Genomic DNA, 14,486 nt, shown 5'->3' with positions numbered 1-14,486 from the left:
GGATGGAGCAAGCGATGGAGATCGGCCTGCGCGGCCAGCTGGTCGAGCTTCTGCCGCTGCAGCCGGAACACGGGCCACAGCTGCTGCAGGCGGCCGCCGATGGCGAACTGTGGAACATGACGGTGACCGTGGTGCCCGGCCCCGCCACCATGGCCGCCTACATCGTCACGGCCCTGGAAGGAAGGCGCGCCGGCAGCGTCATGCCCTTCGTCATCGTGCAGCGGGCCACGGGCTCCATCGTCGGCAGCACGCGCTTCTGGAAGATAGACCGCGCCAACCGCAAGATGGAAATCGGCCATACCTGGCTAGCCGCCTCGGTACAGCGCTCGGGCGTGAACACGGAAGCAAAATTGCTGTTGCTGACGCATGCCTTCGAGGCGATGCAGGCCGTGCGCGTGCAATTCACCACCGACGAGCTGAACGACAAATCGCGCGCCGCCATTGTGCGCCTGGGCGCGGTCCAGGAAGGCATCGTGCGCCATGAGCGCATCATGCCCGACGGACGCAAGCGCAATTCCGTGCGTTTCAGCATTATCGATACGGAGTGGGACGCGGTGAAGGCGGGGCTGGAGGGTCGCCTGGGGCGCTAAGGTACGCTTGGCCGGATGGACGACCGGCCACTGGCGTCCAGCATATCGCGTAACAGGCGGTCGCCCAGGCGGTTTGAGAAGTGCGTCTCATCCCAAAACATGGGCATGGAAGGAAAAGTGTTGTCAGATTGATCGCTTCCATCGTCATGTAGTTCATAGTTAAGCAAAGGCACATGGAATTGCGACGCGAGCAAGGTGATCTCCCTTTTCCATTGCGCTGCTTGAGGCACAAGTCCGGCCCGGCGGATACGTGTTTGCCATTTTTTGCTAACAGGCAAAATCAGCAAGATGACTTCTATTTGTCTGGTTTGCGCGAGATGGAAGATGGCCGTTAAATCCCTGATATCGGCGGCATTGCTTGCATGATTTTGACAAGCGCCTGCAACCGTCTTGAATAGCTGGTTAAAGCTCGACTCAAGTGCTTCCGCTCGCCCTGCACGTGTGGCCCCTTTAGCAGGGTCGTCATAGTAACGCCCTTGTTTGTCAAAATAGTTGTCGAAGGAACGCAGGGGGAGCAGATTTATTTTCAGCGTTCTTAGGCTGTGTATGAGGGCATTCTCGGGCGACAGATAATGAAACGGGGAGTAGAGCTTATTTCTTGTCACCTCATTTTCATTTTTCATTTCGCAGGCATTGGATGTGAGGTAATTGACTTCCAAATACAGCCTTTTAATGCGTGCCTCTTGGCTCATGGTGAAAAACAGATCCTTTGCTTTTGATAGGGGCAGGGCATCGATGCCAGTTACTTGAACGTTGCCGCCATACAAGTTGGAGGCGAGCGTTTCGTTGAAACCACGCCGTACCCGAGAAGAACCAAGAATCAGCACGTCAGGCGGATTCAGCGCGCTGCGCAATGCAGCCGCGCTTGACTGGCTACCAGCGGGAATCTCCAGTTTGATGGTATTGATCTTATCGCTCGACTGGCGCCGCCAGATCGCATATGGATCGACGATAAAAACGAGTCCAGCAATAAGGAGCGCCAATCCGACCGCAATGAAAAAAACGCAGGCGAAAAAGCGTGCGATGGGGATTTCATGATTAAAACCCAGCATATTTAAACTCTTTGACAGCGGACAAATTGATGAGCGCCAGGCACAGCGCGACGGCGACTGCTACCGCCCACGCCAGGCTGGGTTTCCAGGCCAGCGTGCTGATAGTGGATTTTTTCAGCTGCACGCTCCAGGCGGGGAGTTCTTTCGCCACCAGGTCGATCAGGGAAGGGGCCGACCAGTTGAATGCAATGGCCGCGAAGATCGCGGTGATGCCGAAGTACCCTGCGGGCCAGATGGCGGCATGCCCGGCTCCCATCAAGCCAAGAATGACGTACTGGGCCGCATGCCAGTCGGGTGTGGCCCACAGGCTGACGGAAAAGGCGATGGCCGCCAGCGTAAATACCCTGCCGGCCCAGTGCTGCAGCCTGCCGCCTTTGCGCGCTATGAGATTCCAGCGCCGCAGTGCGTGGTTGCCCGTGACGAGCAGGCCCTGATAGACACCGAAGATAAGCAAGGGGACGGTGGCGCCATGCCAGATGGCGACCGCCATCATCACCACGAACAGGGCCGCGTAATGCCGCCACACCTGGCGTTTTTTGGTCAGGGGGCGATACAGGTAGTCGCGCATGAAGGCGCCCAGGGTCACATGCCAGCGTGTCCAGAATTCGACCGGGCTGGAAGACTTGAAGGGGGCGTGAAAATTGACGGGCAGATGAATGCCGAACATGCGGCTGATGCCCATGGCCATTTCCGAATAGCCACAAAAATCGTAATATGTTTCGAACAGGAAGCCCAGGCAGGCGATCCAGGTCTCGACGAGGCCGATGGGATCACCTTGTCCCGCGCGCTGGAAAACGTCGCCCTGGGCATGGTGGAAAATAGGCGCGATGCAGGATTTCTTGAGCAGGCCGATGGCGAACAGGGTAAGGCCGACGGCGTAGTCGCGTGGTTCCGGATGCAGGGCCGATGATGTGCCCGGCGTGGCCATGAATTGCGGCAGCATGTCCTTATGCGACAGCAGGGGGCCGGCAGGAAGGTGGGGGAACCAGGCCACGAAGAGTGCATATTCGAGTGGATTGGTACTGCGGGCTTGGCCCCGCGCCGTATCGACCAGAAAGGCGATTTGCGTAAAGGTGAAATACGAGATGCCCAGCGGTAAGGCGGGAATCGCGGTCCCGGGCACGACGAAGAATTTCGCATACTTATATAAGGCGAGAAAACATAAGTTTCCCGCAATCGCCAATGCCAGGTAGCGGGTTTTTTCACGGTTCCGACCAATCAGGCCAGCGAGCAGCCAGTTGGCGCCCATCGACACACAGAATAGCAGCAGATTGTGCGCATCATTGAGGTAATAAAAAAGCAGTGAAATCAGCAGCGGCAGCAGCAGATTGAAATGGCTTTTTTGCAGCAGATGGCGGTAGCCATACGCCGACAATGGTAAGAAGGCAAGGGCAAACCAGTACGAGGTAAAACTCATCGTATTACAAGCGAGGCTTGGCCGAGTTGTTGCTGTTCAAGAACAGCTTGGCCCAGATTTCCCTGACTTCCAGCCATTTGGCGAGTTCTTCCGGTTTCCTGACTGCTTCGCGGATACGCGACAGATAGGTCGACTGTCCCATTGCATAGGCGCGACAGTTGCCGCAATCGATATTCGAACTGCAGCACTTGCCCTTGCCCGGTTGATGATCGACATGCACATGCACTTGCTTGGTAATGCGGAAACCGCAGTTTTTGGCGATCTTGGTGACGGGATCGATGTCATAGAGCTTGTCGCCCGTGACCCAGTCGTCATAGTGGAGGGAATACTGCACCGTTTCCGGATAGGCGAGCATGGCGCGCACAATTTCCTGGCGGGCATGGGCAAAATCCGCTTGCGTCAGGGCCAGGCTTTGTGTGGCACTGCTGATGCGGAAATATGCCTTGTCGTTATCTACCTTGTTTTCCAGCTTGTCGAGATAGCGGGTCGTCGGACTGAAATAGCTGAAGGTAAGCGGCAATCCATGACTGTTGGCAAGCTTTGCCATAATCATGATCTGATTGATATTCAGGGATGTAATGGTAAACACGCAGACGGCACGAGGGTCGTCGCGGTAATTGTTCATTGCCTTGGTCAGCACGTCGCCGGCGCGCAATGAACTACCGATTTCATCGACACCCCAGGATGAGATATGGATGCGATAAAAGATATCGTCGGGCAAGCGTATCGTGCCATTGGTAAACACAATGCCATGCGGGATGTATTTTTGGGCCGCGCGCAGCCGGTCGGGCACCAGGCTGGGCTCCGCGCCTGCCATGTAGGCCAGCGTGACGCCACGTGCCGCATCGGCGGCAAACAGGGCATCCCATTCGGCAAGCGAACGGCAATCTTCGTGTCCTTCGTTTTCTTCGCCTTCGAAGAACAGGCAACCTTCACAGCGCAAATTGCATTTTGACGCCACATCATAGTTGGCCGCCTTGAGGGTTCCCAATCGCGCATTGAGCTCACGAAAATAGGCAAAGTCATTTTGCTCCGTGGAGGGCGCAAGTTCAGATAGGGAGTTCATAAGCACCGGAAGGTAAGATCGAAAAATTAATGGACGTTGAACAATGCGTCTTGCGAGGCGAGGCATGCTTGTATGCTCAGGCATGAGCCGTAAAGTGGAGCGTATGGCCTGAGACACTAGTATGCCGTTTAAACAGGCAAAATAAAACATTGCTTTTAAATTAATTCACTTTGCGCCACACATGTAATTACAATGCAAGATTTTCTTGACAGTATGAAATATGCCTTTCCTGCCGTCTAGGAGACTTGCGCGGCAGGTGCCGCGGGAGCGTGACTAGCTAGATGGTGCATAGGGGGCGCGTTTGAGGTAGATAGCGCGGCGAAAGCGAGGAAAATCAGGCGAAAAAAAACCACTCGATCCTGAGGATGAGTGGTTGATTTCTAGTACTGCCATGTCTGGTGGTGCCGGGAGCCGGAATCGAACCGGCACGCTGTTTCCAGCGCGGGATTTTGAGTCCCGTGCGTCTACCTATTCCGCCATCCCGGCAACGCGAGACGCATTATCACTGATTTGTCACAATCTGGCAAGTTTTATGCTTTGCGTGTGTTTTACACAAGCATTGAGAATCTTTGACGGTGCCGATTCCAGCGCAAGAAGCGGAGTGCCGCGCTTGGCGAGCCGTCCTATCGTGTCCTTTCACTACCTGGAGGGATATCGCATGCAACAACTGGAAAACAAGGTCGCTATCATCACGGGCGCCAGCTCGGGCATCGGCCATGCGGCGGCGCGGCTGTTCGCCCGCCATGGCGCGCGGCTGGTGCTGGTGGCGCGGCGGCAGAAGGTACTCGATGCGCTGGTGGCGCAGCTGGCGGACGGCGGCGCGCAAGCCGTGGCCTGCGCCGGCGATGTGGGCGACGCCGCGTGCGCGCAAAGGGCCGTGGCGCTGGCGCTGCAACGCTTTGGCGGCCTCGATATCGCTTTCAATAATGCGGGCACCCTGGGGCCCATGGGGCCCACGCCGGAGGTTGCCCTGGAAGACTGGCGAGCGGCGATCGATACCAATCTCACCAGTGCCTTCCTGGCGGCCAAGTACCAGCTGCCGGCCATGGCGGCGCGCGGCGGTGGTTCGCTGATCTTCACGTCCACGTTTGTCGGCCATACGCTGGGCATGTCCGGCATGGCCGCGTATGCGGCCGGCAAGGCGGGCGTGATCGGCTTGATGAAGGTCCTGGCGGCCGAGTATGGCGCGGCGGGCATACGCGTGAATGCCTTGTTGCCGGGAGGGACAGATACGCCGATGGGGCGCGCTGTGGCCGCCACACCCGAGGCGCTGGCCTTCGTGGCGGGACTGCATGCCTTGAAACGCCTGGCCACGCCGGACGAGATCGCCCGCTCGGCGCTGTACCTGGCTTCCGATGCGTCCAGCTTCACCACCGGCACGGCGCTGCTGGCCGATGGCGGCGTGTCCATCGTGCGTGTATAACGCGGCGGCAGAAACGCCGACGGCCCGGGGATGAGCCGGGCCGTCGGTGGTATGCCGCTACATCAAGCTCAGTTGTGAACCGAGTTCAGCTGGCGCGCGATGATGTCGTGGTTGAGCCAGATGACGGGGGCTTGCGGCTCCGACATGGCGTGGAACATCAGCGGGCCCGTGCCTTCCAGTACCAGCGAGCTCAGGTGGTCGGTGATCAGTTCCTTGCGGTCCTTGTGCAGCTTGGTGATGTCGTCCGAAGTACCGATCATGACGTCGGCCAGTTCTGGCGTGTTGTCCATCGGCCAGGCGGCGAAGTTGCGGAACTGCACGCTGGTGGCGTCGCCGTTGTAGGCGGCGATACGGTCGAGCAAGTCTTGCAGCGAGACGCCGTCTTCCAGCAAGCCCTGGCAGATTTTCCATTGCTCTTCGGCCCAGGCGCTGCCGCCTTCTTTTTTCAGCGCGTCGAGCAGTGGGAACAGGGACAGTTCCACGCCGACGAAAATGTCGGACGAGTTCGTACGGATTTCCGGGCAGTTGAAGACGGTGGCCTTGATGCCTTTTTCCCACGCGGCCTTGGCCACGTTTTCCAGGCGCATCTTTGCCAGGCCTTGCGTGTAGTTGCTATACGTTTGCCACTGGTACTTGCCGTCGATCAGGATCTCGGTGCCGTGGTAGCCGTAGGCGCTGTAGCGCACCTGGCCGCCAGCTTGCTCGATGCGGGCGCGGATGGCGGCGCTGCCGTCGATCAGGTGCTGCAGGGTATTGGCCGTGACTTCGTCGAAGTTCATCAGGATCAATTTGCCCAGGTCACTGTCGAGCAGGGCGCGCGAGGACATGAAGCGCTCGCCGCGGCCTTTGTAGATGCGGTTGGCGATCGCCAGGAAGACTTTGACTTTCGGAATGCCACCAGCCATGGTGTGGGCGAAATACACATTGCTGCCGTTAGGAATCAGGCTATCCAGCTCGGCCATGGCTTTCGCCACGGAAGCGCTGAAGCGGGCGATGCCGGCTTCGCGGCAGCGTTCGATCTGTGCCCAGTCCAGCTTGTCTTCCTGCCAGCTTTTCAGGGTCATGTCGGCCAGCAGGGCCGTCGGGGTCGGCTCGCCGGCTGGCGCGTCGAGGTCGAAACCGGCCATCAGCGGCACATTGATGATGCGGCCGCCCAGGTTGGCTTCGGCTTCGGCCAGCTCTTCCGCGTTCAGCGGGCGCAGCGCCATGTTTTCATCGCGGCGGCCGACCGTCATGCCGACGATATTCATGCCTGCCTTGCGCGCTTCGTCCAGCAAGCCATTCACATAGCCGCGGCCGAACAGCTCGCCGAACAGTACAAAGGTGTCGCCCTTGCGGAAGATATTTTTTTGCGGGATGTCTCTTAAGGACGTGATCTCGGTCATGGTGTCAATTCAATCAAAAATTAGCAGGGCAGACGGCTAGTGCTACTGCCTGCTGGTTCAACATAGTGTTAAATTATGCGCCATTTCAGCGGGGAAAATCCTGTTGCGAATGATTCTCGACTGGAATGGCATCTTCTTCTTCATGCAGCTCTTATTCTTTCGCCATGGCGTATTTTACGCTGCCCCGGCGCCTAGCGCCTGCGGACTGGCCTGGCAGGCGCCGATATTACCCCAGCTTGGCCATGCTGGTAAGTAAAATTGATCTAAAACAAATCCTGCTGGCCGGACACAAGGCGCGAAAAATCGTCGCCCAGAAACGGCAGTATCGCGTCGGCCACCGGCTGCAGCTGGCGCGTCAGGTAGTGGTGGTAGTCGATGGGCGAGCGCTGGGTTTCCAGCGGCTCCGGCCCCGCTACCGTGATGACATAGCTGATCCAGCCGCCATTCTGGTATTGCAATGGTCGTCCCTGCGCCAGGTTGTAGGCGTCGGCCGTGCGCGCCGCGCGCACGTGGGGCGGCACGTTGCGCTGGTAGTCGCCGAGCGGGCGGCGCAAGCGCTTGCGGTAGACCAATAAAGCATCGAATTCGCCACGCACCGTGCGCGCCACATAGTCGCGCACATAATCCTGGTAGGCGGCGCGCTGGAAGATGCGCAGGTACAAGGCTTGCTGGAATTGCTGCGCCAGCGGCGTCCAGTCGCTGCGCACCGTTTCCAGGCCCTTGTAGACCATCTGTTCGCTGCCGTCGGGTTTGCCCACCAGGCCCGCGTAGCGTTTCTTGCTGCCTTCTTCCGAGCCGCGGATGGTGGGCATCAGGAAACGCCGGTAATGCGTCTCGAATTCCAGCTCCAGCGCATTCTCCAGGCCAAATTCTTCGCGCAGGTAGGCATCCCACCAGGCATTCACGTGCGTCACCAGGGCGCGGCCGATCTTGCCCGCCTCTTCGTCGCTATGCGCTGTTTTGAGCCACACAAAGGTGGAATCCGTGTCGCCATAGATCACCTGGTAACCCTGCTCGGTGATCAGTTCGCGCGTGCGGTGCATGATGTCGTGGCCGCGCAAGGTGATCGACGAGGCCAGGCGCGGGTCGAAAAAGCGGCAGCCGCTTGACCCCAGCACGCCATAAAACGCGTTCATGATGATTTTTAACGCTTGCGACAGGGGCGCGTTGCGCTCGCGCTTGGCCGTCTCGCGTCCTTGCCACACTTGTTGCACGATGGCGGGCAGGCAATGTTTGACCCTTGAAAACTGCGCGCCCCGGTAGCCGGGCACGGTATCGGCTTCGTCGCCGCTGGTGCCCACCACCAGGCCCACCGGGTCGATCAAAAAGGTGCGGATGATGGACGGGTACAGGCTTTTATAGTCGAGCACCAGCACGGAATCGTACAGCCCCGACTGCGAATCCATGACGAAGCCGCCGGGGCTGTTGTCGCCGGAGACATCGCCCAGGTTGGGCGCCACATAACCCTGCCGGTGCATCAGCGGCAAGTACAGGTGCTCGAAGGCGGCCACGGAGCCGCCGCTGCGATCGGCCGCCAGGCCCGTCACGCTGGCCCGTTCCAGCAAGAAGGTCAGCAACTCGGTCTTGGCGAAGATGCGCGTGACCAGTTCGCAATCCTTGAGGTTGTAGCGCGCCAGCGCCGGCTTATCCTCACGGAAACGCCGGTCGATCTCGGCCATGCGCTGGTAGGGATTGTCGATGGACTTGCCTTCGCCCAACAGCGTTTGCGCCACGTTTTCCAGGCTGAACGAGGAGAAATTCCACGTCGCCGACTTCAATGCTTCGATGCCGTCGATGATCAAACGGCCCGCCGCAGCGGCAAAATAGTGTTCCTGCTTGCCGCCATGTTCGCGCCATTCCATCACGGCGCCGCCCCGCCCCAGTTTCAATGGTACTTGGTAGCGCTCGGCGTGTTCGCGCAGCACGCGCAAGTCGAACTGCACCAGGTTCCAGCCGATGATGGCGTCCGGATCGTGCTCTTCCATCCACGTGTTCAGGCGCTCAAGGATCTGTGCGCGGCTGTCGCAGTACTCGAGATCGAAGTCCAGGACGTCATCGCCGCCGTTTGGCGGTCCCAGCATGTAGACCTGGCGCTGGCCGCAGCCTTCCAGCGCCAAAGAATACAGCTCGCCATACGCCGTCGTCTCGATATCGAGCGACACCAGTTTCAAGGTGGGGCGGTAGCCTGGCGCCGGCCTCAGCTGCACTTCCTGCAGGGTGTCTCCGCTGAACGACACCGGCGCTGTAATAAAACGCTCCATCAGGTAGCGCTCGGGCGGGCGGATGTCGGCTTCGTACACATCGATGCCGTGCGCGCGCAACTGTTTTTCCAGCTTCAGCAAATGCCGGTATTGCTTGCAGTACAGCCCCAGCACGGGGCGATGGTGGAAATCGCACAGCGACAGGGGACGCAGCGCCGCATGGCGTTCGCCGCGCAGCAGCTGTTGCGCTTGTTCCTGCTGCTCCATGGGAAGGAAGGCGACCGCCGTCTGCACGGGCAGGCGCACGTGGCGGGGCCCGGCGTCCGTTGCCAGCCAGAAATCGACTTCCGTACCAGCGCTGGTATCGCGCCAGTGGCGGGTCAGGATGAAGCCCTGTTCGAGGGGGTGCTGGGTATTGCCTGTCATGGTGCCGTGAGTGTCTGGTGTGCTGGCCTGCACATTACAGCAAGCTGACGCAGGGTGGGGGCGGTTGCGGCTATAATTTTCTGCATCGAAGACGATAACAAGAGCGCGTCGCGCCACACACCCTGGAGACAGCATGCAAGCAATGAGTTATGTACACGGCGCCCACGAGACGCCGTTGATCGGCGAAACGATAGGCGCTTACCTGGACGGCATCGCGGCCCGCTACGGCCAGCATGACGCCCTGATCGTGGCGCACCAGAACGTGCGCTGGACGTATTTGGAATTCCAGCAGCGCGTGCACCGCCTGGCCGCCGGCTTGCTGAAGCTGGGCTTGCAGCCGGGCGACCGGGTCGGCATCTGGTCGCAAAATTGCGCGGAATGGGTGCTGACGCAGTTCGCCACGGCGAAAGCCGGCTTGATCATGGTCAACATCAATCCCGCCTATCGGCGCTCGGAACTCGAATACGTGCTCGACAAGGTGCAATGCAGCGCACTGATCCTGTCGCCCAGCTTCAAGTCCAGCGACTACCTGGCGATCGTGCAGGACGTGGTGCCGGAAATCGCCCGTTCGCGCGCGGGCGCCCTGCAGTCGCCGCGCCTGCCCCAGTTGCGCCACGTCATCCGCCTGGGCGCGGCCGCCACACCGGGCATGCACAACTTCGACGCCTTGATGGCGGGTATCTCCGACGTCGACCTGGCGCACCTGGAAGAGGTGAGCGCCACCTTGCAGTTTGACGATGCCGTCAACATTCAGTTCACGTCCGGCACCACGGGCGCGCCGAAAGGCGCCACCTTGACGCACCACAATATCCTGAATAACGGTTTTTTCATCGGCGAAGCCATGCGCCTGACGCAACAGGATCGCTTGTGCATTCCCGTGCCTCTGTACCACTGTTTCGGCATGGTGTTGGGCAACCTGGCCTGCGTCACGCATGGCGCGGCCATGGTGTTTCCCGGCGAAGGCTTCGACCCGAAAGGCGTGCTGGAAACCGTGCAGGCCGAGCGCTGCACGGGCTTGCATGGCGTGCCGACCATGTTCATTGCCATCCTCGACCATCCTGATTTCAAGCAATACGACCTGTCGAACTTGCGCACCGGCATCATGGCCGGCTCGCCGTGCCCGATGGAAGTCATGACGCGCGTCATCGAATTGATGCACATGGCGGAAATCACGATTGCGTACGGCATGACGGAAACGTCGCCCGTCAGCTTCCAGACGGCGATCGAAGACCCGCGCGAAATGCGCGTGTCGTCTATCGGCCGCGTCCACCCGCACCTGGAGGTGAAAGTCATCGATGCGGAAGGACGCATCGTGCCGCGTGGCGAAAAGGGCGAATTGCTCACGCGCGGCTATTCCGTGATGCAGGGCTACTGGGGCGACCCTGAAAAAACCAGTGAGGCCATCGATGCGGCGCGCTGGATGCACACGGGCGACCTGGCCGTGATCGACGCCAACGGCTTTTGCAGCATCGTCGGCCGCTCGAAGGACATGGTCATCCGCGGCGGCGAAAATATCTACCCGCGCGAAGTCGAGGAATTCCTGTACCGCCACCCGAGCGTGCTCGACGTGCAATGCGTGGGCGTGCCGGACGCCAAGTATGGCGAAGAGTTGTGCGCTTGCATCATCTTGCGACCGGGCACGCAGGCCACCAGCGACGACATCCGCGCCTTTTGCGATGGGCAGATCGCTTATTACAAGATTCCCCGTTACGTGCGTTTCGTCGAGGAATTCCCCATGACGGTGACGGGCAAGATCCAGAAATATTTATTGCGCCAGCAGGTGGCGACTGACCTGGGGCTGGGCACGGATTAAGCTTTTTGCTGGCACATAAAAAAACACCGGGACGCTCGCGCGGCCCGGTGTTTTTTTATTGATTCAGCGTAAAGCTCAGGCCATCGCGGCTTGCGGTGCGCGCGCTGGCGTGCGGCGGCGTACAAAGGCGAGCAAGCCCAGGCCGGCCAGCAGCATGGCGTAGGTGCCTGGTTCTGGCACGGCTGAGACGTTCACCGTGTTGAAGCCGGCGCCGTTCATCGAGACGTGGCCATAATTGACCGAGTTGACCGAATTGGCGATCAGGGTGCCGTTCATGCTGCCCGAACCGGAAAACGCGCTGTTCGGCGCCAGGATGCTGCCGTTGATACCGACGTTGTTCAGGTTGGTGGTGGTGGCGTTGGCGAAGTTGAGCAGCGTGCGGTCGGCGAAGCTGCCGAAATTGTCGAAGCCACCACTCATGGTGATGTCGGTAGCCGTGCCGTTGATGATGATGCTGGCCGTGCTTTTCAGCGAAGACAGGTCCAGGGTCAGGTTATGCAGGTCGTTGGCAGCGATGGTGAAGACATTCACGTCGGCGTTGATGTCGCCCACCAGCTTGAAGCCGCCCGATTGCGAGATCACGGTGCCGTTCGATTGCAGCTTGGCCACGTCGCCCGACAGGGTCGTCAGCTGTTGCTGGGCGGTCGCAAAGTCCAGGGTGGAAGCATTGCCCTTGCTGATGCTGTCGGTTGGGAACCATTGTGGGGCGGTCAGCGTGGCGTTGGGATTGCTGACGCCATATACGGCGGAACCACCGATGGTGCCCCAGCCCGTGTTCAGGTTACCACCAGCAACGATCGCGTTGGTCGCGCTGCCTGGCGTTTTATTCGTGCCGACGTTGTAGTTGTCCAGGTAGATATTGCCACCCGCGGCAATGCTGCCGCCGACGCTGGTGAAGCCGCTGGCACCGCTGCTGCCGATGTTGCCGAAGATAAAGGCCGAGTAGCCATTGGCGACGCCGAGGTCAATCACGGTGGCTTGGGCCGTAGCGCTGAAGGAGAAAGCGAACAGGGCGGCGCTGATGAGCGGCAAGGTGCGGGTGCTAAATAATTTCATGGACAATCTCATAGTGAATTGGGGGACGAATTGGGCGGGAAAGCAAGACACCGCCATCGCGCAGCCGGCTATTATAATCTAAAAAACAATTTTAGTTCAATTTAGGTAATTAACTATATTTTTAAGCAATACTTTTCCTGTCGCCCGTGACTGTCTGTCGGACTAAAAAAAACCGGGGCTGGCCCGGTTTTTTGCTGCTTACCTGACGCGCTGGTACAGGCGGAAACGTTCCACGTCATCCGTGGGGCGCCGCCCTTCCCACAACTTGATCCAGTCCGCGCCGTGGTGCTCGGGAAGTTGCTCCTTGCTGTCAGGCACCTTGATGCTGTCTTGCAACAAGAACACATCACATTGCTGCTGCCCCACGCTGGCAAACGGCAGGTGGCCGTAGTAGGCGAACGAGGCGCGCTGTGCGGCGCCGACATTGCTGTTGATGCACTTGCTGCCTGGCGGCAGGTGAACGGAAATCTGGTGCGCCACGCTGGCGTAGCTTTTGCTGTAGTTCAGCGGCGGCAGGAACAAGGTCATGATCAGCACCCAGATCAGGATCAGGCCACCGGACGACAGGACCACGGCGCGCCACAGCACGGCCGGTTGGCGCGAAATGCGCCAGTGCACCAGCGCCACCCAGCCCGCGCTGACGCAGACGGCCACGAAAAAGGCCAGCAAGTCCAGCTCGGGCTTGAAGCCAGGCATGAGTTTCAGGGCATTATGCGACAGTTTCGGCGGCCAGCCCGTCAGGATGGCGAACCAGAACAGCCACAGCGCGAGGGCGCAGATGGTCAGCACCATCACGGAGAACCAGTCGATGGCGTTGATGGCGCCCCGTTTCATGGTCAGCAAGCCAAACGCGGCCATCACCGCCAGCGGCGGCAGCAGCGGCAGCAGCTGGCTCGGGTCCGGATCAGGATGGCACAGGCCCAGGATAGCCAGCATGGCGACAAAGGTTAGCGGCACGACGATGTGCAGCACGTGGTGCTGGCGGCGCCAGGCATACACGGCCCAGGCGGCGAAAGGCCACGCGGGCCAGAAGAACCAGATGCCGACACGCAAGAAATACTGCACGCTTTTCAGGCTCGGGGCGCTGAACTGGCGGCAATTCCACTCCATCCATGCGTGCAGCGGCGAATGGCCGTATGGTTGCAGCCATTCGCCCGGCAGCAGCCAGACGAGGGTCAGCGCGACGCCGATCAGGATGGCAAGCGCCAGGTGGCGCACGCTGCGCAGCAGCGGCAGGCGCAGGAAGACGGTGCACAGCAGCAGGGCGATGCTCAGCGCTGCTGGCGTGATCCAGCCGCGCGCGAGGGTCAGGCCGCCCATCGCCAGGCCCAGCAGGGCCGCATTGCGCACGGAAGGGCCTTCCATGTAGCGCACGGCGCGGTACAGCAGGTAGGCCATCAGGGACACGTACAGCGCTTCGGCCGTGATGTCGTGGCTGTGCTGCAGCAGTCCCAGGCAACCCAGGTAGATGAGCACGGCGGCATCGGCCAGGGTGCGGCCGAAATCGTTCGGCTCGGGCTGGCCGCCGAAGGCCAGGCGCAGCGGCTGGGCATCGTTGCGCCGGCCCAGGTTGAAGGCGGTGTACCAGACGGACAGGGTGCTGACGACGAAGATGCCGATGGTCGACATGCGCGCGCCAAAGACGTCGCCGTCGATCCAGCCGAACAGCTTGATGAAAATGGCGCCCAGCCAGAAGGTCAGCGGGCCTTCATCGGGCAGCGACAGGCCGGCCACGTTGGGCCACAGCCAGTCGTTCAGGCCGCCATGCGCCATGGTCCACATGATGCCGAAACTGGCGGCATCATCGTTCTTCCACGGTTCGCGGCCGATCAGGCCAGGCAGGATGTACAGCAGGCCGAGCGCAAACAAGGCCCATCGTGGCAGCGCGAGTGTGGCAGCGGCGGGAAGGCGGACTGGCTTCATCGATATTCGGTATCAGAAAAATGGCAAGACGCGACGAATGGCGTCGGGTATGCGCGAGTATAAAGTAAAGCGGCCAAAGACAAAAAAGGCAGCCGTAGCTGCCTTTTCTCTGGTAGCCGAAGCTGCCCTTTTTT

Annotated in this window: 10 protein-coding genes and 1 tRNA gene; 3 read left to right on the top strand and 8 right to left on the bottom strand. The window is 60.1% G+C overall.

From position 1 onward, the window contains the following. Window positions 1–2: 2 nt before the first annotated feature. Window positions 3–590, top strand: coding sequence for a GNAT family N-acetyltransferase (locus ACQ4WY_RS11635; RefSeq protein WP_436504115.1), 588 nt, complete (start codon window positions 3–5; stop codon window positions 588–590). Here ACQ4WY_RS11635 and ACQ4WY_RS11630 read toward each other — a convergent pair. The 4 genes from ACQ4WY_RS11630 to ACQ4WY_RS11615 all read right to left on the bottom strand — a co-directional run bounded on the left by ACQ4WY_RS11630 (window position 587) and on the right by ACQ4WY_RS11615 (window position 4,611). Continuing rightward, on the bottom strand, window positions 587–1,642 hold the full coding sequence (locus ACQ4WY_RS11630; RefSeq protein WP_436504114.1) for a hypothetical protein: 1,056 nt from the start codon (window positions 1,640–1,642) through the stop codon (window positions 587–589). The genes ACQ4WY_RS11635 and ACQ4WY_RS11630 overlap by 4 nt on opposite strands. Next, window positions 1,629–3,059 carry an MBOAT family O-acyltransferase gene (locus tag ACQ4WY_RS11625; RefSeq protein ID WP_436504113.1) on the bottom strand — a complete coding sequence of 477 codons (1,431 nt, stop codon included), beginning with the start codon at window positions 3,057–3,059 and terminating at the stop codon, window positions 1,629–1,631. The genes ACQ4WY_RS11630 and ACQ4WY_RS11625 overlap by 14 nt, the downstream gene beginning before the upstream one ends. 4 nt (window positions 3,060–3,063) lie before the next feature. Then, window positions 3,064–4,191, bottom strand: a complete 1,128-nt coding sequence (locus ACQ4WY_RS11620) for a hypothetical protein (RefSeq protein WP_436504112.1) — start codon at window positions 4,189–4,191, stop codon at window positions 3,064–3,066. Window positions 4,192–4,524: 333 nt separating this feature from the next. After that, a tRNA-Leu gene (locus tag ACQ4WY_RS11615) sits at window positions 4,525–4,611 on the bottom strand. A 172-nt stretch (window positions 4,612–4,783) separates the two neighbouring features. On the opposite strand from ACQ4WY_RS11615, the gene ACQ4WY_RS11610 reads away from it, so the two are divergent. After that, on the top strand, window positions 4,784–5,548 hold the full coding sequence (locus ACQ4WY_RS11610) for an SDR family oxidoreductase (RefSeq protein ID WP_436504111.1): 765 nt from the start codon (window positions 4,784–4,786) through the stop codon (window positions 5,546–5,548). A 68-nt stretch (window positions 5,549–5,616) separates the two neighbouring features. Here ACQ4WY_RS11610 and ACQ4WY_RS11605 read toward each other — a convergent pair whose 3' ends face one another. Together ACQ4WY_RS11605 and ACQ4WY_RS11600 are read right to left on the bottom strand one after the other, a co-directional pair. Then, entirely contained in the window at window positions 5,617–6,933 is a 1,317-nt protein-coding gene (locus tag ACQ4WY_RS11605) for an enoyl ACP reductase FabMG family protein (protein ID WP_436504110.1), read from the bottom strand. A 263-nt stretch (window positions 6,934–7,196) separates the two neighbouring features. Continuing rightward, window positions 7,197–9,560: a DNA polymerase II gene (locus ACQ4WY_RS11600; protein ID WP_436504109.1), complete on the bottom strand. Its 2,364-nt coding sequence runs from the start codon at window positions 9,558–9,560 to the stop codon at window positions 7,197–7,199. Between the two features lie 133 nt (window positions 9,561–9,693). Here ACQ4WY_RS11600 and ACQ4WY_RS11595 point away from each other — a divergent pair, with 133 nt between their 5' ends. Then, window positions 9,694–11,373, top strand: coding sequence for an AMP-binding protein (locus ACQ4WY_RS11595; RefSeq protein ID WP_436504107.1), 1,680 nt, complete (start codon window positions 9,694–9,696; stop codon window positions 11,371–11,373). 75 nt (window positions 11,374–11,448) lie between these two features. Here ACQ4WY_RS11595 and ACQ4WY_RS11590 read toward each other — a convergent pair whose 3' ends face one another. After that, window positions 11,449–12,429 (bottom strand): choice-of-anchor A family protein, encoded by a 981-nt coding sequence (locus ACQ4WY_RS11590; protein ID WP_436504106.1) that lies wholly within the window; start codon window positions 12,427–12,429, stop codon window positions 11,449–11,451. A 198-nt stretch (window positions 12,430–12,627) separates the two neighbouring features. Beyond that, window positions 12,628–14,352: an ArnT family glycosyltransferase gene (locus ACQ4WY_RS11585; RefSeq protein ID WP_436504104.1), complete on the bottom strand. Its 1,725-nt coding sequence runs from the start codon at window positions 14,350–14,352 to the stop codon at window positions 12,628–12,630. Window positions 14,353–14,486 lie beyond the last annotated feature (134 nt).

It is taken from the genome of Janthinobacterium salmonicoloratum (assembly GCF_051380845.1).
In the GTDB taxonomy this organism is placed as follows: Bacteria; Pseudomonadota; Gammaproteobacteria; order Burkholderiales; family Burkholderiaceae_D; genus Janthinobacterium; species Janthinobacterium lividum_F.
The sequence above is the reverse complement of the archived record's forward strand: the minus strand, read 5'-3'. Positions and strand labels throughout refer to the sequence as shown.

Coding starts and splice junctions, on each gene's coding strand:
- ACQ4WY_RS11635 (WP_436504115.1), top strand. CDS start 3: ATGGAGCAAGCGATGGAGATCGGCCTGCGCGGCCAGCTGGTCGAGCTT.
- ACQ4WY_RS11630 (WP_436504114.1), bottom strand. CDS start 1,642: ATGCTGGGTTTTAATCATGAAATCCCCATCGCACGCTTTTTCGCCTGC.
- ACQ4WY_RS11625 (WP_436504113.1), bottom strand. CDS start 3,059: ATGAGTTTTACCTCGTACTGGTTTGCCCTTGCCTTCTTACCATTGTCG.
- ACQ4WY_RS11620 (WP_436504112.1), bottom strand. CDS start 4,191: ATGCCTCGCCTCGCAAGACGCATTGTTCAACGTCCATTAATTTTTCGA.
- ACQ4WY_RS11610 (WP_436504111.1), top strand. CDS start 4,784: ATGCAACAACTGGAAAACAAGGTCGCTATCATCACGGGCGCCAGCTCG.
- ACQ4WY_RS11605 (WP_436504110.1), bottom strand. CDS start 6,933: ATGACCGAGATCACGTCCTTAAGAGACATCCCGCAAAAAAATATCTTC.
- ACQ4WY_RS11600 (WP_436504109.1), bottom strand. CDS start 9,560: ATGACAGGCAATACCCAGCACCCCCTCGAACAGGGCTTCATCCTGACC.
- ACQ4WY_RS11595 (WP_436504107.1), top strand. CDS start 9,694: ATGCAAGCAATGAGTTATGTACACGGCGCCCACGAGACGCCGTTGATC.
- ACQ4WY_RS11590 (WP_436504106.1), bottom strand. CDS start 12,429: ATGAAATTATTTAGCACCCGCACCTTGCCGCTCATCAGCGCCGCCCTG.
- ACQ4WY_RS11585 (WP_436504104.1), bottom strand. CDS start 14,352: ATGAAGCCAGTCCGCCTTCCCGCCGCTGCCACACTCGCGCTGCCACGA.